General features: G+C 40.3%; 26 protein-coding genes. 20 read left to right on the top strand and 6 right to left on the bottom strand.

The window, feature by feature from the left end:
• Positions 1-100 precede the first annotated feature (100 nt).
• Both C1A12_RS11220 and glnA read left to right on the top strand, forming a co-directional pair.
• Positions 101-505 carry a MerR family transcriptional regulator gene (locus C1A12_RS11220; RefSeq protein WP_101843967.1) on the top strand — a complete coding sequence of 135 codons (405 nt, stop codon included), beginning with the start codon at positions 101-103 and terminating at the stop codon, positions 503-505.
• A gap of 22 nt (positions 506-527) precedes the next feature.
• The gene (gene glnA, locus C1A12_RS11225) at positions 528-1,859 is read left to right on the top strand and encodes a type I glutamate--ammonia ligase (RefSeq protein WP_101843968.1); all 1,332 of its coding nucleotides are present in this window, start codon (positions 528-530) and stop codon (positions 1,857-1,859) included.
• A 250-nt stretch (positions 1,860-2,109) separates the two neighbouring features.
• On the opposite strand, the gene lexA is transcribed toward glnA, so the two are convergent.
• Complete coding sequence (gene lexA, locus C1A12_RS11230) at positions 2,110-2,733, bottom strand: transcriptional repressor LexA (RefSeq protein ID WP_101843969.1); 624 nt, start codon at positions 2,731-2,733, stop codon at positions 2,110-2,112.
• A gap of 304 nt (positions 2,734-3,037) precedes the next feature.
• Between lexA and C1A12_RS11235 the strand changes: the two genes are divergently transcribed.
• The 8 genes from C1A12_RS11235 (at position 3,038) to C1A12_RS11270 (ending at position 8,903) form a co-directional block, all read left to right on the top strand.
• The gene (locus C1A12_RS11235) at positions 3,038-3,697 is read left to right on the top strand and encodes a recombinase family protein (RefSeq protein ID WP_101843970.1); all 660 of its coding nucleotides are present in this window, start codon (positions 3,038-3,040) and stop codon (positions 3,695-3,697) included.
• 67 nt (positions 3,698-3,764) lie between these two features.
• Positions 3,765-3,998, top strand: coding sequence for a DUF896 domain-containing protein (locus C1A12_RS11240; RefSeq protein ID WP_101843971.1), 234 nt, complete (start codon positions 3,765-3,767; stop codon positions 3,996-3,998).
• Positions 3,999-4,171: 173 nt separating this feature from the next.
• On the top strand, positions 4,172-6,178 hold the full coding sequence (gene tkt, locus C1A12_RS11245) for a transketolase (RefSeq protein WP_101843972.1): 2,007 nt from the start codon (positions 4,172-4,174) through the stop codon (positions 6,176-6,178).
• A gap of 148 nt (positions 6,179-6,326) precedes the next feature.
• Complete coding sequence (gene sirA / locus C1A12_RS11250) at positions 6,327-6,746, top strand: sporulation inhibitor of replication protein SirA (protein WP_101843973.1); 420 nt, start codon at positions 6,327-6,329, stop codon at positions 6,744-6,746.
• A gap of 74 nt (positions 6,747-6,820) precedes the next feature.
• Positions 6,821-7,048: a YneF family protein gene (locus C1A12_RS11255; protein ID WP_101843974.1), complete on the top strand. Its 228-nt coding sequence runs from the start codon at positions 6,821-6,823 to the stop codon at positions 7,046-7,048.
• A 150-nt stretch (positions 7,049-7,198) separates the two neighbouring features.
• Positions 7,199-7,903 carry a cytochrome c biogenesis CcdA family protein gene (locus C1A12_RS11260; RefSeq protein WP_101843975.1) on the top strand — a complete coding sequence of 235 codons (705 nt, stop codon included), beginning with the start codon at positions 7,199-7,201 and terminating at the stop codon, positions 7,901-7,903.
• 71 nt (positions 7,904-7,974) lie between these two features.
• Positions 7,975-8,409: a Na(+)/H(+) antiporter subunit B gene (locus C1A12_RS11265; protein ID WP_101843976.1), complete on the top strand. Its 435-nt coding sequence runs from the start codon at positions 7,975-7,977 to the stop codon at positions 8,407-8,409.
• Positions 8,410-8,435: 26 nt separating this feature from the next.
• Positions 8,436-8,903 (top strand): CcdC family protein, encoded by a 468-nt coding sequence (locus C1A12_RS11270; RefSeq protein ID WP_101843977.1) that lies wholly within the window; start codon positions 8,436-8,438, stop codon positions 8,901-8,903.
• A 29-nt stretch (positions 8,904-8,932) separates the two neighbouring features.
• Here the strand turns inward: C1A12_RS11270 and C1A12_RS11275 are convergent, their stop codons facing one another.
• Positions 8,933-9,361: a DUF2621 domain-containing protein gene (locus C1A12_RS11275; RefSeq protein ID WP_101843978.1), complete on the bottom strand. Its 429-nt coding sequence runs from the start codon at positions 9,359-9,361 to the stop codon at positions 8,933-8,935.
• Between the two features lie 257 nt (positions 9,362-9,618).
• Between C1A12_RS11275 and acnA the strand changes: the two genes are divergently transcribed.
• The 7 genes from acnA (at position 9,619) to C1A12_RS11310 (ending at position 16,744) form a co-directional block, all read left to right on the top strand.
• Positions 9,619-12,324, top strand: a complete 2,706-nt coding sequence (gene acnA / locus C1A12_RS11280) for an aconitate hydratase AcnA (RefSeq protein ID WP_200816585.1) — start codon at positions 9,619-9,621, stop codon at positions 12,322-12,324.
• Positions 12,325-12,533: 209 nt separating this feature from the next.
• Positions 12,534-13,133 (top strand): TlpA disulfide reductase family protein, encoded by a 600-nt coding sequence (locus tag C1A12_RS11285; protein ID WP_101843980.1) that lies wholly within the window; start codon positions 12,534-12,536, stop codon positions 13,131-13,133.
• A 50-nt stretch (positions 13,134-13,183) separates the two neighbouring features.
• Positions 13,184-13,327, top strand: a complete 144-nt coding sequence (locus C1A12_RS11290; RefSeq protein WP_159462185.1) for an FbpB family small basic protein — start codon at positions 13,184-13,186, stop codon at positions 13,325-13,327.
• Between the two features lie 84 nt (positions 13,328-13,411).
• Entirely contained in the window at positions 13,412-13,633 is a 222-nt protein-coding gene (tlp, locus tag C1A12_RS11295; protein WP_101843982.1) for a small acid-soluble spore protein Tlp, read from the top strand.
• A gap of 106 nt (positions 13,634-13,739) precedes the next feature.
• Positions 13,740-16,010 carry an AAA family ATPase gene (locus C1A12_RS11300; protein ID WP_306417002.1) on the top strand — a complete coding sequence of 757 codons (2,271 nt, stop codon included), beginning with the start codon at positions 13,740-13,742 and terminating at the stop codon, positions 16,008-16,010.
• A gap of 1 nt (position 16,011) precedes the next feature.
• Complete coding sequence (locus C1A12_RS11305) at positions 16,012-16,437, top strand: thioesterase family protein (RefSeq protein WP_101843984.1); 426 nt, start codon at positions 16,012-16,014, stop codon at positions 16,435-16,437.
• A 1-nt stretch (position 16,438) separates the two neighbouring features.
• Complete coding sequence (locus C1A12_RS11310; RefSeq protein WP_101843985.1) at positions 16,439-16,744, top strand: hypothetical protein; 306 nt, start codon at positions 16,439-16,441, stop codon at positions 16,742-16,744.
• A gap of 32 nt (positions 16,745-16,776) precedes the next feature.
• Here the strand turns inward: C1A12_RS11310 and C1A12_RS11315 are convergent, their stop codons facing one another.
• The 4 genes from C1A12_RS11315 to plsY form a co-directional block, all read right to left on the bottom strand.
• Positions 16,777-17,064 carry a HesB/YadR/YfhF family protein gene (locus C1A12_RS11315; protein ID WP_101843986.1) on the bottom strand — a complete coding sequence of 96 codons (288 nt, stop codon included), beginning with the start codon at positions 17,062-17,064 and terminating at the stop codon, positions 16,777-16,779.
• Between the two features lie 73 nt (positions 17,065-17,137).
• A complete protein-coding gene (gene yidD / locus C1A12_RS11320) occupies positions 17,138-17,371 on the bottom strand; it encodes a membrane protein insertion efficiency factor YidD (RefSeq protein ID WP_101843987.1) in 234 nt (77 codons plus the stop codon).
• A gap of 10 nt (positions 17,372-17,381) precedes the next feature.
• The gene (gene folE2 / locus C1A12_RS11325) at positions 17,382-18,314 is read right to left on the bottom strand and encodes a GTP cyclohydrolase FolE2 (RefSeq protein WP_101843988.1); all 933 of its coding nucleotides are present in this window, start codon (positions 18,312-18,314) and stop codon (positions 17,382-17,384) included.
• Between the two features lie 165 nt (positions 18,315-18,479).
• A complete protein-coding gene (gene plsY / locus C1A12_RS11330) occupies positions 18,480-19,061 on the bottom strand; it encodes a glycerol-3-phosphate 1-O-acyltransferase PlsY (RefSeq protein WP_101843989.1) in 582 nt (193 codons plus the stop codon).
• Positions 19,062-19,704: 643 nt separating this feature from the next.
• Here plsY and C1A12_RS21390 point away from each other — a divergent pair.
• From C1A12_RS21390 to gndA, 3 genes are all read left to right on the top strand, one after another.
• A complete protein-coding gene (locus tag C1A12_RS21390) occupies positions 19,705-19,800 on the top strand; it encodes an FAD-dependent oxidoreductase (protein ID WP_235001587.1) in 96 nt (31 codons plus the stop codon).
• Between the two features lie 306 nt (positions 19,801-20,106).
• A complete protein-coding gene (zwf, locus tag C1A12_RS11340; protein ID WP_101844875.1) occupies positions 20,107-21,555 on the top strand; it encodes a glucose-6-phosphate dehydrogenase in 1,449 nt (482 codons plus the stop codon).
• Positions 21,556-21,610: 55 nt separating this feature from the next.
• Entirely contained in the window at positions 21,611-23,023 is a 1,413-nt protein-coding gene (gene gndA, locus C1A12_RS11345; RefSeq protein WP_373420442.1) for an NADP-dependent phosphogluconate dehydrogenase, read from the top strand.
• Positions 23,024-23,122 lie beyond the last annotated feature (99 nt).

Consider the following 23,122-nt stretch of genomic DNA (forward strand, 5'->3'; position numbering starts at 1 on the left):
TTTTCAGAAATTATCATGTGAACTTTTGTCACATATGTTGACATATGAATGGCTTGAAGTATAATTAAGGTAGAATTTCTGTTTGGGAGGTGGCACATCGATGAGTGACGAAATTCGTCGTTCAATGCCCTTATTCCCGATGGGGATTGTACAATCACTAACTGATCTTTCGGCCCGGCAAATCAGGTATTACGAACAACATCAACTTGTAAATCCAGCAAGATCAGACGGCAACCGCCGGCTATTCTCATTTAATGATGTTGATCGTTTGCTTGAGATTAAGTCATTAATAGAAAAAGGCGTAAACATGGCTGGAATTAAGCAAGTGTTGTCAATTACTCATCAGCCGGAGAATGAACCTTACGATGAAAAAGAAGTCGAAGAAGTTCACAATGAACTCACCGACCGCGAACTTCGTCGTATGTTACAACAAGAACTTTTCACCGCGGGAAGACAAGGTAAAATGAGCTTAAGACAGGGAGAAATGTCAAGATTCTTCCATTAATTGCTGCATTAGGAGGAGTAGAATGGGATTAACTAGAGAAGAAATTTTCAAAAAAATTGATGAGGAAAATGTAAAATTTATTCGTCTTCAATTTACAGACATGCTTGGGACTATTAAAAATGTGGAGATTCCATTTAGTCAGCTGGAAAAAGCGTTGGATGGCATGATGATGTTTGATGGATCTTCCATTGAAGGATTCGTTCGTATTGAGGAATCCGATATGTACTTAGTACCAGATCTTGATACATTCGTCGTTTTTCCATGGACATCTGAAAAAGGGAAAGTGGCACGTTTTATTTGTGACATTTATAATCCTGATAAAACACCTTTTGAAGGTTGTCCGCGTTACAATCTTAAACGTAATCTCAAGAAGATGGAAGAACTTGGATTCTCTGCCTTTAACATTGGCACAGAGCCTGAATTCTTTTTATTCAAATTAGATGAAAATCATGAGCCGACGTTAGAACTTAATGATAAAGGCGGTTACTTTGATTTGGCGCCTACAGATCTTGGTGAGAACTGCCGCCGTGATATCGTTCTGGAATTAGAAGAGATGGGCTTCGAAATTGAAGCGTCTCACCATGAAGTAGCACCAGGTCAGCATGAAATTGATTTTAAGTATTCCGATGCAGTGAAGCATTGTGACGATATTCAGACGTTCAAGTTGGCGGTTAAGACGATTGCTCGCCAGCACGGTCTTCATGCTACATTCATGCCAAAACCATTGTTTGGTGTAAACGGGTCTGGTATGCACGCGAACATGTCTCTATTTAATGAGGACGGCAATGCTTTCTTCGATGAAAATGGTAAAGAACAATTGTCTGATGTCGCTTATCAGTTTACTGCGGGTATTATTAAACACGCCACAAACTTCACGGCTGTTACAAACCCGACAGTGAATTCTTATAAACGTCTTGTACCGGGTTATGAAGCACCATGTTATGTGGCCTGGTCTGGTCAAAACCGCAGTCCATTAGTGCGTGTGCCTACTTCTAGAGGTTTAAGCACACGTATCGAAGTACGTAGTGTAGATCCTGCGGCAAACCCTTACATGGCTATGTCTGTATTGCTTGCTGCTGGTCTTGACGGTGTGGAAAATAAACTAGAAGCTCCGTCTCCTGTGGATCGTAATATTTACGTTATGAACAAAAAGGAAAGGGAAGCTCATGGTGTTCAAGATCTTCCTGCTACTCTATATAATGCATTAGAAGAGCTTCAAAAAGATGAAGTTATGGTGAAAGCTCTAGGAGAACACTTATTTGAACATTTTGTAGAAGCAAAAGAAATTGAATGGGATATGTTCAGAACGCAAGTACACCCGTGGGAAAGAGAGCAATATCTGCAAACTTATTAATATCCCCGCCCCCTTTAGTCACTTGACAAAGGGGGATTTTTCTATTTTAAAAAAACCTCCAGGTGAAAGTAAAATTCACCTGGAGGTTTTTGCTATTGGGCAAAACGAGAACGTTATTATCGTCATTGGAAGGGGCCAAATAATAGTTAAACTGCCATACTCCAGTGGAAAACAGAGTTATGGAAGTTTATAAGTTTTATCGGGTCTGTTCACCACTCTATAACGAGAAAGAGGGATTTTTTAAAATTAATTAATGTACCGTACGATATAATCCTACGACCCTCCCTAAAATAGAGACATCGTTTAAAATAATCGGTTCCATGGTTGCATTTTCAGGCTGCAGCCGGATGTGATTACTTTCTTTAAAGAAACGTTTTACGGTAGCTTCTTCGTCTTCAGTCATGGCTACCACAATGTCTCCGTTATTTGCTGTTGTCTGCTGTCTTACGATGACCATGTCTCCGTCTAATATTCCAGCCTCAATCATACTCTCTCCCTGAACGACGAGCACAAACGTATTGTCATCCCCTCCAGCTAAAGAATCAGGAAGCGGCACGTACTCTTCGATATTTTCAATAGCCGTAATTGGAGAACCTGCTGTTACTTTACCTATTACAGGAGCATAGGCAGCTTCTGTGCGAGGAATGCTTGTATCCTCCTCTAATTCAATGACTTCGATAGCTCTCGGTTTCGTAGGATCTCTGCGGATAAAACCCTTTTTTTCTAAACGCGATAAATGTCCATGAACGGTTGAGCTTGAGGCTAAACCAACTGATTGACCGATTTCTCTTACGGAAGGGGGATAACCTTTTAACAACACCTGTTCTTTAATATAATCTAGTATTTCCTGCTGCCTCTTTGAAAGTTTACTCATATTTAAACACCTCGAACATAGGATTATAGTAGTTTCATTCTATCATGGGTTTTCAAAAAACACAAACAAGCGTTCGAAAAACTATTGACAAGAACAGTCGTTCGTATATAATTAAATCATAAATAGCGAACAAATGTTCAGGGAACGCTTGTTCTTTCAAAGGGAGAGGATTTTATTATGTTTAACAAACTTTCAAAACTGGACGTCACGTATATTTTATTATTTGCAGCAAGCCTGGCTTTCTTATACTATTCAATGGTAACGAGCGTATAATTGCGCTAACAGATGAAGAAAGGGTTTGGAAATGAGAGCTATTTTATATTGCCGGGTAAGTACAGATAAAGAAGCACAGGTCAGTTCATTAGCCAGGCAGAAAGCAGAGTTAACGGCTCTTGCCGAAAATAAATCAGCCGAAATTGTTGATTGCATAGAAGAACAGGCTAGTGGTTACGAAATTGAGCGGGAAGGTGTGTTTCGGATGCTTGACCATTTTTCAAATGACCAGGCAGACGTTTTATTCATTCAGGATGAAACAAGGCTGGGACGGGGAAATACGAAAATTGCTTTGTTTCATCAACTCCAGAAATTGAATGTTAAAATTTTTTCGCTTACTAATGATGGAGAATTTACAATCTCTGAATCTGATTCAATGGTTCTGCAAATTGTAGGCATAGTAGAAGAATATCAAAGGAAAATCCATAATATGAAAATTCGCAGAGGAATGAGAAAAGCAGTAGCCAATGGTTACACTCCTCAAAAGAATCTCTCCAATCAGCATTTGGCTAAAGGGAGAGAGAGGGTAGGGTTTCCTGTTGAAGAGGTAGTGAGGCTTAGAAATAACAAGCTGACTTTTAAAGAGATCGCTGCAACTCTTAGAGGTTTAGGTTATAACGTTTCGAAAGCTACCGTACATAGAAGGTATCAGGAATTTGTCTCACTTGAAAAACACGATCAGGAGCGTTAATATATATTAAGACAAGAGGCATAACGCTCTTGTCTTTTTGTATCCCCATACTAAAAGGAGAGTTTTCATGATTACGAATGAAAAATTAAATCGTATAAATGAGCTGTCACATAAATCTAAGGAACAAGGGTTGACTGAAAAGGAAAAAGAAGAACAGAAGCAGCTTCGTCAGGAATATTTGAAAAATGTCCGCAAATCGTTCAAAAATCAGCTGAAAGGAATGACAGTCGTTGACCCGGAAGGAAACGACGTGACTCCTAAAAAGGTAAAGCAGATGCAGGAGAACGAAAAAAAACATTAAAGATCTCGAGAAACCGCACGAATCATGTGCGGTTTTTGTTTATATTATTTGGCACAAGGGAAGGTTAAATGAGGAACTTCAAAAAGAAAATCCGTTGTGAAACTTGTCACGTAGTTCATTTCATTATACGATAATACATGTTACATACGCGTTAGAAGAAAGGGGAATTTATTTTGGCAAACAGTATTGAACAAAAATCCATTAATACAATACGGACTTTAACAATTGATGCAGTAGAAAAAGCAAGCTCCGGTCACCCGGGTATGCCTATGGGTGCTGCCCCAATGGCGTACACTTTATGGTCTCAGTTTATGAATCATAACCCGGAAAATCCGGATTGGTTCAACAGAGATCGATTTGTACTATCAGCTGGCCATGGATCTATGCTTTTATACAGCCTGCTTCATCTTTCCGGCTATAAAGTCTCTATTGATGATTTAAAAGAATTCCGTCAGTGGGACTCTAAAACACCAGGTCATCCTGAATTCGGTCATACAGACGGGGTAGAAGCTACAACAGGTCCTCTTGGCCAAGGGTTGGCTATGGCTACAGGAATGGCTATGGCTGAGGCACATTTAGCTGCTAAATACAACAAAGATCAATACAATATTGTTGATCACTATACTTTTGCTATTTGTGGAGATGGTGACCTTATGGAAGGTGTCTCTCAAGAGTCAGCCTCTCTTGCAGGTCATCTAGGACTTGGAAAGCTGGTCGTTCTTTATGATTCTAACGATATCTCCCTTGATGGAGATTTGAACCGTTCCTTCAGTGAAAGCGTGGAAAAGCGTTATGAAGCTTACGGATGGCAGGTAATCCGTGTAGAAGACGGGACGAACACAGATGAAATTACAAAAGCAATAGAAAAAGCTAAGCAAAATACAGATCAGCCGACAATGATTGAGGTTAAAACTGTAATTGGTTACGGAGCCCCTACAAAGTCCGGGAAATCAGACTCCCATGGAGCTCCACTGGGTGAGGAAGAAGTCACCGCAACTAAAGAATATTACAAGTGGGAGCACGAACCGTTCCACGTACCTGAAGAAGTATATGAAGACTTCAACACTAAAGTTAAAGGAAACGGTGCTAAGAAAGAAGAAGAATGGAATAAGTTATTCGATGAATACAAACAGGCCCATTCAGAATTAGCGGAAGAACTTGAGCTTGCTATCGAAGGAAAGCTTCCTGAAGGATGGGAACAAAATTTACCAAGCTTTGAACCAGGTAAAGATGAGTTGGCTACCCGTGCAGCTTCCGGAGAAGTTATTAACTCTTTATCTAAAGCGATTCCTTATTTCTTTGGTGGAAGTGCTGACCTGGCCGGCTCAAACAAAACAACTGTTAAAGAAGAAGAGGATTTTTCTCGTAATAATTACGCCGGCCGAAACATTTGGTTTGGTGTACGTGAATTTGCTATGGCTGCCGCATTAAATGGTATGGCTCTTCATGGAGGTTTAAAAGTTTATGGAGGGACATTCTTTGTCTTTAGTGATTATCTGCGTCCAGCGCTTCGATTATCCGCTCTGATGAATCTTCCCGTTAACTATGTCTTAACGCATGATTCTGTAGCGGTAGGAGAGGATGGTCCGACACACGAACCAATTGAGCAGTTGTCTTCTCTCCGCGCTGTCCCTAACCTGACAGTTGTTCGTCCAGCAGACGGCAATGAAACCAGCGCAGCATGGAGACTGGCACTGGAATCAAATACGACTCCGAATGCTATGGTGCTTACACGTCAAGGTCTCCCGACTCTTGAAGGAACAAAAGAGAAAGCATATGAAGGGGTAAAACGCGGTGCGTATGTACTCTCAGATTCAGAGAAGGAAACACCTGACAGTATTCTTCTGGCCTCTGGTTCAGAGGTTCAACTGGCTGTGAAGGCTCAGAAGGAATTAAAGACGAAAGGATACGATGTCCGAGTCGTCAGCATTCCATCCTTCGATCGCTTCGAAGCGCAGGACGATGACTATAAAGAAGCAGTTCTTCCAAACAATGTAAGACAGCGTTTGGCTATTGAAATGGGAGCTTCATTTGGCTGGGAAAGATACGTTGGACTCGACGGGGCCGTGATCGGCATTAATCGATTTGGTGCATCTGCACCAGGCAATGTTATTATTGAGAAATTTGGCTTTACTGTAGATAATGTGGTGAAACATGCAGAAAGCTTAATGAATCAATAGTAAAGGAAACTACTGCATCTCTATGAGGTGCAGTAGTTTAATGTACATAAAAAGAAAATCTGACAAAAGTACCTGATCTCAGTTGACAAAATGTGACAAACTAATCCTTCTTTGATAGTTATAATACTTTTCAAGGAGGGATGGTCGCATGCAATTTACTGTTTATGCAGTAAAAAGAGAAGTTACTGAGAAATACTATTACAAAGTAGATCTGCTCAAAAGATTTTTTGAAGAGTGTCAGAACGATTCATGCACATCCAAATATATGGATCAATTAATGAGTCAATTAGATTATATAACGACGCATTTCTCTTTCAATGAGTGGCTGAAAAAAATTCATGGCAGCCCATTGAATTTAAAAGAGAGATTATTCGATTGTGAAAAAAATTATGATATACTAGATGGTAAGAATTGCTGTTGTCTATTTCAGTGTGACAGCCTCTGGCAAGCAGAAAGGGGTTTATTTCAACCGCTGAGAATGTGTGATCAAACGTTTTTTATTATTGAAGAAAGCGGAGAACATTACGGGTGGATTTCCCCTCTTATAAGTCAGCGTCTGTTATCGTAAAATGCTCTATTGTATTCCTGTGATCATTTTACTATACTGTTATGGGAGACAACACGAAGGAGGAAGACGTTGATATGACTTTGGGCATCGTATGGGTTATCATCATAGGTGTATTGGCTCTAGTTGGTGGCGTAGCTTTAGGCTTCTTCATTGCTAGAAAGTACATGATGAACTATTTGAAAAAGAACCCGCCGATAAATGAGCAAATGCTGCGTACACTGATGATGCAAATGGGACAGAAGCCATCTCAGAAGAAGATCAATCAGATGATGCGGGCTATGAACAATCAGCAGACTAAATAAAAAAGCAAAAACCTTTACTTCACCGTTTAGAAGTAGAGGTTTTTTATATTTAATTGGTTTGGTTCATATTCTGTTCACACTTCTCTAATCGTTTTTTTATTACTTGTTTGATACAATTAGAGCGAGTATATAGATGGGGGACTTTGAATTATGACAGACCTAAATGTATTTCTTGCTTTTGGAGCAGGTTTTCTTTCGTTTATTTCACCATGTGTCCTTCCTTTGTATCCTGCTTTCTTATCATACATAACAGGGATGAGTGTAAGCGAGTTAAGGGACGAAAACGGAATGCTGACGAAACGAAGCTTAATCCATACGATTTTATTTTTACTCGGTTTTTCCACTATTTTTCTAATCTTAGGGTTTTCGGGATCATTATTTGCTCAATTTCTTATTCAGAATGAAGATTTAATAAGACGCTTAGGTGCTGTGCTGATCATTTTCTTCGGTTTTGTAATTATTGGTGTATTCAATTTCCAATTCTTAATGAAAGATAGGAAAATATCATTTAAAAACCGCCCAGCCGGCTATGTCGGTTCATTTATTATAGGGCTTACATTCTCACTCGGGTGGACACCCTGCACGGGGCCTATACTGTCTGCAGTTTTAGTATTAGCGGCAGATCAGCCGGATTTATTCTTAATTATGATGGTTGCTTATTCTCTTGGATTCTCTCTCCCTTTCTTAATTCTTTCCTTTTTTATTGGGAAAATAGGGTGGATAAAGCGGAATAGTCCCCGTATTGTTAAGGTCGGCGGGTATATTATGATATTTATGGGTGTGGCTCTTTACTTTGACTGGATGACCCGGCTTACTTCTTATCTTGCAGGGTTATTTGGTTTTCAAGGGTTCTAAGCATGGATTTTGTAACAAGATTGTATTATCATAAGAAAAGCAATAAGATGTTCTGTAGAAGGAGTTTTTATATGACGCGTACAAACGATTTAATTTTACGAACGACAACGGCGCTGATCGCTTTTATTTTGCTGGGTTTCTCCGTATATTTGTTTTTCGCCGGCCATAATAAGCCAGGCGGTGGTTTTATCGGAGGATTAATGGCTTCAGCTGCCCTAGTTCTAATGAATATGGCATATGGATTAAATGTAATCCGCAAAGTGATTCCTGTAAATTTCTTATACATGATCTTCACTGGATTAATCATTGCGGTGGGTACAGGTGTAGGAGCCTTCTTGTTTAATGCGCCTTTTTTAACACAGAATTTCGGATATTTTCAGCTGCCAATTTTAGGACGTACGGAACTTGCTACTGCGTTACTGTTTGACCTAGGGGTGTACTTAACGGTAATCGGTGTTACGATGACGATCATTTTAACAGTAGCTGATGATAGAGAAGAAGATTAAAGCAAACGTATGAAAGAGTGAATCTTATGTTTTGGATAATTTCCAGCTCCATTGTGGCGGCAGCTATGGCCGTGGTTATGATTTTTGTGAGACTCCGTGCTGCTAAAAGACCGGCGAGTGTAAAAAAAATAATATTACCCCCGTTTATGATGAGTACGGGGGCCCTTATGTTCTTATTTCCTATGTTTCGTGTACAATGGACTCAAGTGTTAGAAGCAGTCTTTATCGGCGCTGTATTTTCCATATTTCTTATTCGTTCTTCAAAATTTGAAGTGAGAGAAGGAGAAATTTATTTAAAACCTTCTAGGGCATTCGTCTTTATTCTTTTTGGATTATTAATTCTAAGAATCGTTTTAAAAATTATAATTGGCTCTTCCATTTCGTTTGGAGAAACGAGCGGGATGTTCTTCCTTCTGGCACTTGGGATGATTTTGACATGGCGCATTGCTATGCTGAAACAGTATCTCCGCTTGGAAAAAACAATAACCACATAAAAAACCGGGTCTTCTAAAGACCCGGTTTTTTAACGATCAAACAGCGGCTGATATGGTGTAATGTCTATTTGTTTTTCCTGTAGTTTTTTAATCAGGAACTTGTGATCTCTTTTAGGAGTAGCTAATATATATCCTTCAATGATGATATCTTCTGTCATTTGGGAGCTTCTTCTCTCCAGTGCTACCTGTCCAATTCGGCCTGCAATTTTCTGTTTAGCCACATCTCTGAATAACTCCGGCACCGGCGCCACAAGTTCTTCAAGCAATTCCTTTTGTTCATCACTCCACATATGAACAGTCTGCTCCACATAATATTCTTCCCAGTCCATTGTCGATTTCCCATCTTCTTTGGGCATGCGTTTAAGAAATTTCCTGAACATAAAAAAACCGCCAATAGCCATAAGTACTATCATCAGTACAATCCAGCCTATGATAAAAACAGCAAAACCGCCTGACATTCACATCACCTGTTTCATTTTTTACGTATCATGATTTATTATAAAACCAACAGGATATAAAGACAAGCTGCTTTTTCTGTTGTGTCGAAATCTCAAAAAATTTGCGTAATTATTTTACTTATAAATCGTTTTCATATACAATAAAGGGTGCATATTTGTGGACTTTTCAGAAGAAGAAAGCAAATGACACATTGGGGAATGGCATAGATGATGTATAATTATGCCGTTTAAACACTGAAGAGGGGGTAAAAGGAATTATGGCTAACAATGCATTTAATGCTCGCAAACAATTTGAATTGAATGGCCAAACGTACAACTATTACGAATTAAAAGCCTTAGAAGATGCGGGACACGGCAAGATCTCTCGTCTGCCTTTTTCAATCCGTATTTTACTTGAATCTCTGCTTCGTCAACACGATGGACGTGTGATTAAAGATGAACACGTAGAGAGTCTAGCAAACTGGGGAACTAGCAAATCTAAGGGAGAGGATGTACCATTTAAACCTTCCCGCGTTATCCTCCAGGATTTCACTGGAGTACCAGCCGTCGTAGATTTGGCATCCCTTCGTAAAGCTATGGTCGACTTAGGAGGAAGTCCTGAAAAGATTAATCCTGAAGTACCTGTAGACCTTGTCATTGACCATTCCGTACAAGTAGATAAGTACGGCACACCTGATTCATTAAACGTAAATATGGAATTAGAATTTGAGCGTAACCAGGAACGTTATGAGTTCTTACACTGGGCTCAGAAAGCATTTGATAATTACCGTGCTGTTCCACCGGCAACTGGTATTGTTCACCAGGTTAACTTAGAATATATTGCCAACGTTGTTCACGCAATTGAGAATGATGAGGGCTCTTATGATACTTATCCTGATACGCTCGTCGGTACGGATTCTCATACGACTATGATTAACGGTCTTGGAATTCTCGGGTGGGGTGTAGGAGGAATTGAAGCAGAAGCCGGTATGCTTGGCCAGCCTTCTTATTTCCCAGCTCCTGAAGTTATCGGAGTTAAATTAAATGGCAGCTTCCCTCAAGGGACAACAGCTACAGACTTAGCTCTAAAGGTTACTCAAAAACTAAGAGAGCAGAATGTAGTTGGAAAGTTTGTCGAATTCTTTGGCCCTGGGCTGCAGGAGATGCCGTTAGCTGACCGGGCGACTATTTCAAACATGGCGCCGGAATACGGAGCCACATGTGGTTTCTTCCCTGTGGATAATGAGTCACTCGAATACTTACGATTAACGGGCCGCAGTGAAGAACAAATTGCGGTTGTCGAAAAATATTGTAAAGAAAACAGCTTATGGTATGATCCTTCCCTTGAAGATCCTGAATTTACTAAGCTGGTTGAAATCGATCTCGGAGAGCTGGAGCCCAACCTGTCCGGTCCAAAACGCCCGCAAGATTTAATTCCGCTTTCCAAGATGAAGGAATCCTTTGAAAAAGCCATTACAGGACCAGCTGGAAATCATGGGTTTGGCCTGGATAAGAAGGAATTTGATAAAGAGGTAGAGGTTGAGTTTGCAAACGGCAAAAAAACAGTTATGAAGACGGGTGCACTTGCTATTGCAGCCATTACTTCCTGTACCAATACATCTAACCCGCACGTTATGTTAGGTGCCGGTCTTGTAGCTAAGAAGGCTGTCGAACTTGGGTTGAATGTTCCTGATTACGTTAAGACATCTCTTGCTCCTGGTTCAAAGGTTGTGACGAGATACCTGGAGGACTCCGGTCTGATGGAATACCTTAACAACCTGGGCTTTAACTTAGTAGGTTATGGATGTACGACATGTATTGGTAACTCTGGTCCATTACTTCCTGAAATTGAGAAAGCGATCGCGGATAGTGACCTAACGGCTTCTTCAGTCCTTTCAGGTAACCGTAATTTTGAAGGTCGTATTCATCCGCTGGTTAAAGCTAACTATTTAGCGTCACCTCCTTTAGTAGTAGCATACGCTTTAGCTGGAACAGTTGATATCGATCTTAAGAACGAACCTCTAGGAACGAATACAGAAGGCAAGCCGGTTTACTTTAATGACGTGTGGCCTTCGCAGGAAGAAATTAAAGCAGAAGTAGCACGTGTGGTAACTCCGGAAATCTTCCGTAAAGAATATGAGAATGTATTTAACTCAAATGAAAAGTGGAATGAAATTGAGACTACGGATGAGCCGCTTTACGATTGGAACGAGGAATCCACTTATATTCAGAATCCACCATTCTTTGAAGGGCTTTCTCCTGATCCGGAAACCGTTAAGCCTTTAAGCAACTTAAGAGTAATTGGTAAGTTTGGAGATTCTGTTACAACCGACCACATTTCACCAGCTGGAGCGATTCCTAAAGATATGCCGGCAGGTGAATATTTAATCGAGAAAGATGTCTCTCCGCGTAACTTTAACTCTTATGGCTCCCGCCGCGGTAACCATGAGGTTATGATGAGAGGTACTTTTGCCAATATTCGTATCCGTAATGAATTAGCTCCTGATACAGAAGGTGGTTTTACTACCTACTGGCCGACTGAAGAAGTGATGCCTATTTATACGGCAGCCATGAAATATAAAGAGGACAATACCCCGCTTGCAGTCATTGCAGGAGATGATTATGGCATGGGAAGCTCGCGTGACTGGGCTGCAAAAGGAACTGATTTACTAGGAATTAAAACCGTTATCGCTCAAAGCTTTGAACGTATCCACCGCTCCAATCTAGTAATGATGGGTGTACTTCCTTTGCAGTTTAAAGAAGGAGACACGATTGAATCTCTTGGTTTAACCGGTCGAGAGTCATTAGATGTAAACGTGGATGAATCGGTAAAACCTCATGACTTAGTGAAAGTAACGGCTACCTCTGAAGACGGCACGAAAAAAGAGTTTGAAGTCGTCGCACGTTTTGACAGTGAAGTTGAAGTCGATTACTACAGACACGGAGGCATCCTGCAAATGGTGCTTCGGAATAAGTTAAGCTGATTATTTTAGAGAGAACCTGCTGTATTCATGCAGCAGGTTTTTTTCTGCTTTTATTTAACGTGAAAGAAAATAATTACAGCTCTTGGCACTCATTTCTTTGTTGATTAAAAAAGATGAATTATAATAAAAAAATAGGTTTTATTGTGCCTCTGGCTCATACTTTTATAATAAGGATGGAAAAGTACGAGAAGGAAGAAGGAGGGGATGAGATGATTAAGCAAATAGGTGCAGGATTATTTTTACTCATATTAGTGGGGATCATTGTGTACAACGAAGTAGGACAGGAAGACGAAGGTTCTTCAGATGAATTGCAGCAATATGATACTTCCGGAGATACGAGTCAGGAAGGAACGTCCATGTCCCCTCCTAACTCTCCAGCAGGAATTAAGAAGGGGGAGCAGGCACCTGATTTTGAATTGCAAAACTTAGAAGGTGACGAAGTTAAACTCTCAAGTCTTCGAGGAGAAAAAGTCTTTCTGAATTTCTGGGCTACCTGGTGTCCTCCTTGCAAAGAGGAAATGCCTGAAATGGAGAGGTTCCACAAGGAGTTTGGGGATGAAGTTACGATTCTTGCTGTTAATGCGACAGATTCAGAGAGCAGTATAAGTGATGTCCACGACTATATTGAAGAAGAAGGCTACACCTTTCCAGTTTTATTAGACAGAAAAGGTGACGTAACGAGCGATTACCAGGCGATGTCGATTCCAACTACTTACTTTATCGGTACAGATGGGGTGGTACAGGAAGAACGAAGGGTAGGACCTATGAGTTATGAGTTTATGGTTGAGATGAAAGATGAACTAAACTAGTATAACTTATGCAAACTTGGGAATCCTTTTTAGATAAAGGAGTGGTTTGCGTGAGAAAGAAGCAGAAACTGACTTATCAAGAGCGCGTGCAGGAAAACATTAAAATGATTATGCAGGATCAGAAATTAATGGATCAGATTGAGGACCGAATTGAAGAACGGCATCATCAGCGCATTAGAAAAATTCCTTCTTAATTCAAAGAAGGTTTTTTTTTTGTATAAAATAATGCTCCTATTCACATGATAAGTCTTGACTATCACAATAGGAGGTATTGATAGATGCCAAACCAGAAACCAAACCCTGACAATCGAGAAGATAATGTTGAAAAGCTGCAGGAAGCTGTTCAGAATACGATTGAAAATATCGAAGCTTCACATGAAACGATGAACATGGCCAATGATAAAGATCGTTCCCAAATTGAGAGGAAAAATAAAAAGCGAGAACAAGCTCTTGAAGGCATGCGTCAAGAAATAAAAGATGAAGCTCGTCATCAGGAATAAGAATAAGTCGCTCCTCCAAATGGGGCGGCTTTTCGTTTTGTGCAAGTTCATCTACATCATCGTTTGATTGTGATAAAATATAACGATGATGGAAGGACGGGATATATTGGAACTTACACAATTACAACAATGGACAAACTTGGATGAAGTACCTCCTGTATCTGAAGTTGAGGTCCTGCGATATTTAAATAATGAGAAAACTATAGAGGATTCCGAAGTAAAGGCAACATTGTACGTGATTTTAGCTTATTACCGTATAAAAAGGCATCCTGCTCAGGATTCACTTGCAGACCAGTTTATTGACCGTGCTAAAGAACTTGCGCCTTCACACCCAATTGTTCAAGATCTTTATGATTGTGTGCAAATTATGAGAGGCTATACGTTGCTGCAGCGAAAAACGTTCGATCAATGGATCCTGCACGAAACAGACCATAATTCAGCGAAAAGCAAGAAAGTACAGTCTATTTTAATGGATGTAGATGCTCTAATTACTCAGTGGAACGACAATTTAGCAGAGAGTAAAATTGTTGATGTAGACCGCCCTCTTGTAAAACTCTACCAAGAAATTTATGAACAATTATCAGAGCTTCAAAATACTTTGGTGGATGCACAGGAGTCTATTCAACAGCGAAGAATCTCAATTCCGGTTAAAGAAATAAATGAAAGCATAAGAAATCTTACCGAACTTAAAGATGAGCTATTCCATCACCTGCCTCTATTTTTAACGAACGAAAACAAAGAAAACCCGCTTGAACAATTTGAACAAATGATTGGTTTACATGATGTAAAAACGTACATTAAAAAATATTATCATTTCTTAAAATACCAGCAGCAGCGTAAAAGTTTAGGGTTCTCAATGGTAGATGAACCAGGGCTTCATATGATTATTTCCGGAAACCCGGGGACGGGAAAAACGACGATCGCTCGTCTTTTAGCCAGTATTTATTATGATCTTGGCATATTAGAAACGAAAGATGTAGTTGAGGTGAATCGGTCCCATTTAGTAGGCTCCTATGTTGGACAAAGTGAAGAAAACACTATGAATTATGTAAAGCAGGCAGTGGGCGGGGTTTTATTTATCGATGAAGCCTATAGCTTAAAGCGTGAAGGCCAGACAGGCAATGATTACGGCCAGGCCGTTATTGATACTCTTGTTTCAGCAATGACTAGTAAGGATTACGGAGGGAGGTTTGCCATCATCTTAGCAGGCTATCCAGAAGAAATGCGTCAATTTCTTTGGGCCAACCCAGGGTTGCGCAGTCGTTTTCCAGAGCAGAACCACATTGAATTACCTGATTATAAAACAGAAGAATTGCTGGAGATTGCAGAATCTGTAGCGCTTGAGAATGATTTCTTTTTTACAACAAGAGCGTTGCGTACGCTTGAAACACAAATAGAGAATGAACGTGTCGACGAGTCTTTTGGTAATGCACGGACCGTTCGTAATCTCGTTCTTAAAAATATTTTTCAAAAAGGGGCAGCTGAAACCCTAAATGATAAGGAACACTGGCTTGATCATATGAGAATCGATGATAGAGACCTTCAATTTACTTCAGCACAAGATCTGGACCAATCCTCACCTTTAGATGAACTCCATCGGTTGATCGGTTTGAATAATGTAAAACAGGAAGTACGGAAACTATCTTCTTTTGTAAAAGCCCAACAGCAAAGAAAAGAATACGGTCTCCCGATAGTTCCTATTGAATTGCATTCTGTGTTTTCCGGTAACCCCGGCACAGGTAAGACTACGGTGGCAGACATTTATGCAAGAATTCTAAAAGAATGCGGGCTGCTGAAAAGAGGCCATATAGTTGTGGCTTCCAGAAGTGATCTAGTAGCAGGGTATGTAGGGCAGACTGCGATGAAAACCAAGAAAAAGGTAAGAGAAGCCTTAGGTGGTGTTTTGTTTATCGATGAAGCTTACGCCCTTCATAGTAAAGGAAGAGACGACTTTGGCAAGGAAGCCATAGAAACGCTTGTCGATGAAATGACCAGACATAATGAGAACTTAGTTGTAATATTAGCAGGCTATCAGTATGAAATGCAGCAGCTGATTGAAAGCAATCCGGGCTTATCTTCACGATTCAAAAAATATTTCCACTTTCCTGATTATACTGAAACGGAATTACTGGAAATAGCCAATCACTTAACATCCCAGTATGAATACGAAATCGAAGAAGGAGCTAAGCAATTTTTGTTACAGCAGTTCAGGCAGCATAATGTCCGTGGTAATGGACGTTTTGTAACGAATATTGTAAATGAAGCGATCCAGTTTCAATCGTTTCGATTGTTTGAGAGCAATGAGGAAGGGCAAATCAATTTACTGACTATAGAAGATTGGCAGAAAGCTTGGCAAACAGTTCGGGGGGAAAAATAATATGCAGGTTAATCATACGAATATTAAAGTCCGTTACCAGGAAACTGATATGATGGGGGTAGTCTACCATGCGAATTATTTAGTTTGGTTTGAAATTGGACGTACAGCACTTATTGAAGATTTAGGCTTTTACTATCATCAGCTCGAAAAGCAGGGAGTCGTTTCTCCAGTAGTAGACGCAGCTGTTCAATTTAAGCACCCGGTACGATATGGCGATGAGATCTTCATTGAAACATGGGTAAAGAACTATGACGGCCTTCGTATTACTTATGGGTACGCTGTAAAGCATAACAGTGGGGAGATAGCGGTTACAGGTGAAACGAAACATGTGATTGTGAAAAAAGAAAGCTTTCGGCCTGTATCTATACGAAAAAATTTCCCCGACTGGCATGAAGCATATCTCGCGGCTATGGAGGCGGCAAAATAAAATGGCTTTTGGCATTAAGCGCGAGGAACTGCAACTATGGAAACGCAGGGTAGAGGAGGGAGAGGTGGTTTTCTTGACTCATTACTGGCTGGATGACCGCTTTCCCGATTGTGATACAGTAACGAAAGTAGGTTGTGCTGATATAGATAAACTTGCTGCGTGGGGAGAGAAGTATGGATTGAGAAAGGAATGGATACACCGGGATCCGAGGCATCCTCACTTTGATTTATTCGGAACCCGTCAGTTTGAAATTTTAAAAAGTGAACGACAGTGGGAGCAGATTCGACGATTTTCCCTCTCTGATTAAAAAAGGCGCTGCCCATTTAGGCAGCGCTTTTTTTAATCATATTTAAACTCCGGTTCCTGCCAATTCTCATCATACTCCACTGTGAGAGAATGACCATCGAAATACCATTCATCATCTTCTTCAATATAAAAATATACGCCTTCTACTTTATCTTCAGCGACCGGCTCAGCAGGGTCAACTTGCTTTATCGCAAGTGAAAGACCCGGCTGTAGACCGCCCACTCCGCCATATCGTACATAAAAACGAAGAGGAGTGTCGTTACTTAATTCTAATTCATTTTTATACCATTTAGCCGCTTCTTCAGTTACTTTCAAATTCATAAGCTCAACTCCTACATTATGTGAATCAGTATCCCTTTTTCCTTGAAGAGACAGGTATAAACCTACAAATTTGTTATTTTCTTTTTTCTTCTTCACTTAATGGAACTGGGTCGAAGCCGCCTTTATAAAAAGGATGACATTTTAAAATTCTTTTTAATGTCAGCCAGCCTCCTTTGATGAAACCAAACCTGCTAAAGGCTTCCATGCCGTATTGTGAACATGTAGGCATAAAGCGGCAGCTCGGAGGAGTAAGAGGGCTGATAAATTTACGATAAATTGAAATAATGGCGATCATCACATATTTCATCGAATCTGCCTTATATTTGCTCTTGTTTCTTATCGTAACTTAACGTGGCAACTGCATCGTGCAGATGGATAGATTCTTCGTTTCGGCAGTGAACAGTAAATGCTTCCACAAAATCATATTCATATAAATCTGCGGCCACTAGTCGGACGATATCTTCTACGAACCTTGGGTTCTCATAAGCTTGTTCGGTAACCATTTTTTCATCAGGCCGTTTTAGCACAGGGTGAATTCTTGCACTCGCATTACTTTCTGCAGCTTCTAACAGTGCAGCTTTCCAGTCGATTTTCTGTTCGTCAAAGTCTTCGGTAAGCTTAACTTCCATGGTAACGTTACCTCTCTGATTGTGAGCGCTGTACTCACTGATTTCCTTGGAACATGGGCACAAGGTTGTTATTTTGCCGGTAAGACTTACGGTTATATCATAACCACTCCTCTCGTCATATTTGACGGCAATAGAGGCATCCGCATGATTCATACCCGTTAATTGAGAATAAGGGCCTTTTCTTTCAAAGAACCACGGGAAGGAAACTTCAACCTCAGCGTCTTCCTGTTTCAGTCTTCCGGCTAGTTCAGCAGTAAAACTCTTTAAGGTTTCTACATCAACCGCAAACCCTTGATGGTGATATTTGTCCAATTGTTCAGTAAAACGGCTCATATTTGTCCCTTTACTTCCCTGACTTATCGATGAACCAAAAGTAAACGTACCAATGGTGGTTTGAATCTCAGGACTCAATTGACTCGGGATAGAAATCGGATGTTTTACATTTGAAATACCGACCATATCTATATTAAACAGAAAATCCTTTTTCGAGTTTTGCAAATCAGCCATTTTTTCTTTTTCGATCGGCTTTGTTCGAGGTCCAGGATCTACTGATCCAAACAATTTATGACGATCCTCTTTAGGAGGAAGTTGTTTTGTTTTATTTAATTCGGCTTGATTCATAACATAAGCTCCTTTCAGACCAGCTCTATACATCAAAGTATACAATATGTAAATACGTTTATAAAATTTATTGCTTTTATATTGCGCTTCACAAAATTGATTATACACACATAGATAAACCTACGGCAACACAACAGGGGGGTGCCGTAGGTTCTGCTAGTGTGGTTACATCCATGTAATCTTTGGCTCTGTCTTATTCATTATTCGTTTGATATTTGTCCGATGGCGATAGATAACAAAAATTGTCATAATAGCAGTCACAATAGATAAACCATATTCCCCAAGCAGCAGGGTAACAATAAATGAAACGATTCCAGTTACCATTGAAGACAGGGAAACATACTTAGTGAAATATAGGAGTAAAAAGAAAGTTCCTAATATGATCGCAAACACAATCGGGTTGACGCCAAGAATGACACCCCCTGAAGTGGCTACAGCTTTTCCGCCTTTAAATCCTGCAAAGACAGGATACATATGGCCGATTACTGCGAAAATCCCTATAACAAGTGTAATGACGTCCGCACTAAATAGCAGAGGAAGTACAGTGGCTAACGTGCCTTTTAATATATCAGCTGATGTAACAATAAGTCCTGCTTTTAATCCTAATACTCTAAAAGTATTTGTTCCACCTAAATTTCCGCTGCCATGTTCACGTATATCTATGCCATACCCCAGTTTACCAACAATAAGACCAGAAGGAATTGCTCCTATCAAATAAGCCAAGATAATAAAAATAAAGTATTCCATCCAGCACAACTCCTTACGTCTTTGTTAATAGTTTATCATTATATCAGGTGTTAAAGAACAAAAAACTTAGGAAATCTAGTAATGATTCCCCTGCGTGTAAGACAGTGACATACACAGGCCCTGTTTCGCCTAACCTGGTGGTAAGGGGGAATTAAACTTGTTTGGAATACGGCAGGGTCCGGAAGTGCCTGACACTTCTTAAAATGAAGTGTTAGCCATTATTGAAAATGGTTTACCTAACCGGATACAAGCTTAACGATAACGATAGCAAGGGGCAGGAATGCCCGGATTAACGGCCGCCTCCTTCTTGATATTGTTAGTCTCCTCTATAATGAAAATTTAATCTTTTATCAAATCACAGAGGGAATGACAATCTGCCGCTCGCTTTTTTAAAAGAAAACAGGCTCTGATATCATAATGAATCAGAAAATTGAGTAGATTGCCCAGGGAGAAAATAGTAAACGTGTTACAGCGCCTACGAAAAAGGGCCGGCTGTCATGCTGTATTATCAAAGGTTTACGGTTCACAAGTTTTTAATAAATTCCTGACCGGGACCACCTTTGATTGGCAGGCTGTTTTACTTTGTTCGCGCCTCACCCAGGAATAAGATTTTGGTAATTCTTTATCCAGTCCTGAAGGAAGGTTGCACTTTGCCGGTGAACACACTTCAAACTATCATGGTTGGGTCGAAGGGGCGATCGAATCTGGGGTAAGAGTGGCGAAAGAAATAAACAACTGAAATAACTAGACCTGATATTGACCTTACGTCACAGGTCTTTTTTTAATGAATTCATAATTCCAGGAATTTATTTTTGACATCTGAAGTCTATACATTAGAATATTGAGTGTACAAAGAATAAAAAAATGTAAAAATCGGATACTGTCAAACATTAAAGGGTTTACATTATAGATGTAAATTTTAATTATTGTCCAAATTGTCAAATTATTACTTGTGAAATGGTTCCCAATATTTTAATGTAACGAGAGAAGTATTTTGAAGAAACAGAAAAATATTTTAAGTATTTTAAAAGTGGAGGAAAAGCTATTGGAATCTATGTCGTTTATCTTATTTGGATCAACGGGTGATTTAGCAAAACGAAAAATCTACCCGGCTTTGTACAATTTATTTATAGATAAATCCATGCCTGCTTCTTTCTCAGTAGTAGGTCTAGGCCGGAGGCACTGGTCCCATGAAGAATTTCAGGGTAACGTAGAGGAGGCTGTACGTACGTTTTCCAGAAGCTCCGTGGATGAAGAGGCAATGAAAAAATTCGTTGAAGCCTTTCGTTATCATCCACTTGATGTGACTGAACCTGAAGCGTATGAAGACCTTTACGAGTACGTTCATCAACGGGAAAACGAGCTGAACATTCAAGAAAACCGAATGTTTTACCTCTCTGTTTCTCCGAGGTTATTTGATGTGATCATCACCAATGTAAAGAACAGCGGGTTAAGCAATACTGAAGGATGGAAGCGGCTCATTATCGAAAAGCCGTTTGGCCATGACTTAGAGTCAGCAAGAGTTCTCAACCGGGAAATTAGTGCGGTGTTCGAAGAGAAGGAAATCTACCGTATTGATCATTACTTAGGAAAACCGATGGTTCAGAACCTTGAAGCTTTAGAGCATTCCAACCCTGTGCTGCAAGCTTTGTGGAATAAAAAGTATATTGCTAATATGCAAATAACAGCTAGTGAAATCGTCGGTGTGGAGGAAAGAGCTGGATACTATGATAAAGTTGGAGCCATTCGTGATATGGTCCAGAACCATATGCTTCAGCTGATCATGATGACTGCAATGCGTCTTCCAAACGAAATCAATGCGGAAAATATCCGCAATGAAAAGAAAAAAGTAATGGAAGCACTTCGGCCTTTATCCAAGGATGATGTAGCGACAAACGTAGTCCGCGGGCAGTACGGGCCGGGGATTGTTAACGATGAACATGTCCCAGGATATCTGGATGAGGAAGGGATTGAAAAATCTTCCAGAAACGATACTTATATTGCCGCACGTCTTTGGATCGACAATGAATTCTGGAGCGGCGTCCCTTTTTATATCCGTACAGGCAAGCGTTTGAAAGAAAAATCTACCAGGATTGTAATGGAATTTAAGAGCCCACACGGCAAAAGGTACGAAGATGAGGATTTAGCACCGAATCTGCTTATTATTGAAATCAGTCCTAACAAAGGGGTAACCCTGCAGTTAAACAGTAAAAACTCACTGAATAACGGAAAACTCGAACCTGTCCACATTAACTTTTCGAGGGATCAGAAAGAACTTCCGGAAGCCTATGAGCTGCTGCTTCTGGACGCTATGCAAGGAGACCAGACGTATTTCGCGCATTGGGATGAAGTGGAGATGTCCTGGGAATGGGTGCAGCCGATTCTAGATGATTATGAACAAGATGCTGCTCCTCTTTACCTGTATGAAGCGGGGTCAATGGGGCCTAAAGCAGCGGATCGATTGATTGATGAAGATGGGTTTCAGTGGTGGTAAGACCACTTGAATTCAATTGATAAATAAAGTAAGGATGTAAAAGGAGATGAAGGTTTTGAAACAGGAAATTGGAGTCATCGGCCTAGCGGTCATGGGAAAAAACTTAGCATTAAATATTGAAAGCAGAGGGTATTCCGTATCGGTATACAATCGTACGAAGGAGAAAACCGACGAATTTCTTAATGATGAAGCTGCCGGGAAAAACTTTAAAGGGACAGCTACTATTGAGGAATTTGTGCAGTCCCTGGAGAAACCGAGAAAGATTCTTCTTATGGTTAAAGCTGGGCCGGCTACAGACGCAACAATTGAATCACTTCTGCCGCATTTAGATCAAGGAGATATCTTAATTGATGGAGGAAATACATTCTATCAGGACACTATCCGCAGAAATAATGAACTAAAAGAATCCGGAGTGCACTTTATCGGTACCGGCGTTTCCGGCGGGGAAGAAGGGGCTTTAACCGGACCTTCCATCATGCCGGGAGGGCAGAAAGAAGCATATGAACACGTGAAACCTATTTTAGAAGCCATTGCTGCAAAAGTGGAAGATACCCCTTGCACTACTTACATTGGTCCTGATGGTGCAGGCCATTACGTTAAAATGGTGCATAACGGAATAGAATATGGGGATATGCAGCTTATTTCTGAAGCCTATTTCATTTTAAAAAATGTGCTGGGCTTATCTGCTCAAGAGCTCCATGAAGTGTTCTCAGAATGGAATAAAGGAGAACTGGACAGTTATTTAATTGAAATTACTGCTGACATTTTCACGAAAACCGATGAAGAAACCGGTAAACCGCTTGTTGATGTAATTTTAGATACAGCCGGTCAAAAAGGAACGGGTAAATGGACGAGTATTAGTTCTATGGAACTAGGAGTACCACTTCCGGTAATTACAGAATCTGTATTCTCCCGATTCATTTCTGCTATGAAAGAGGAGCGTGTAAAAGCCAGCAAAATTTTAAGCGGACCTGAACAAAAGCCGTTCACGGGAGATAAGCAGGCAGTTATTGAATCAATTAGAAAAGCTTTATATATGAGTAAGATCGTATCTTATGCTCAGGGATTTGCTCAAATGCGTTCAGCCTCAGAGTACTATGACTGGAATCTTCAATACGGTGATATTGCTATGATTTTCCGAGGCGGCTGTATTATCCGGGCTCAATTCCTTCAAAAAATCAAGGAAGCCTACGACCGCGAAAGCGATTTGGACAACTTGCTGCTTGATCCTTACTTTAACGATATCGCAGAAAATTATCAATCCAGCCTGCGTGAAGTACTCAGCCTGGCCATTGAGCGAGGTGTGCCGGTTCCTGCATTTTCCAGCGCTCTTGCTTATTATGACAGCTACCGCACAGAAACGCTGCCAGCTAACCTGCTTCAAGCACAGCGAGACTATTTTGGTGCTCACACGTATCAAAGAATTGACAAAGAAGGGATCTTCCATACCGAATGGATGGAAAAATAATCAGATTTGAAAAAAGGATGGCATTACTGCCCTCCTCAGCTTGTAGAGAAACCCCGTGTTTTTCTACAAGCTTTTTTTGTGGGATCGTGCGGACGAACA

It is taken from the genome of Halobacillus sp. Marseille-P3879 (genome assembly GCF_900240285.1).
GTDB lineage: Bacteria > Bacillota > Bacilli > Bacillales > Halobacillaceae > Halobacillus_A.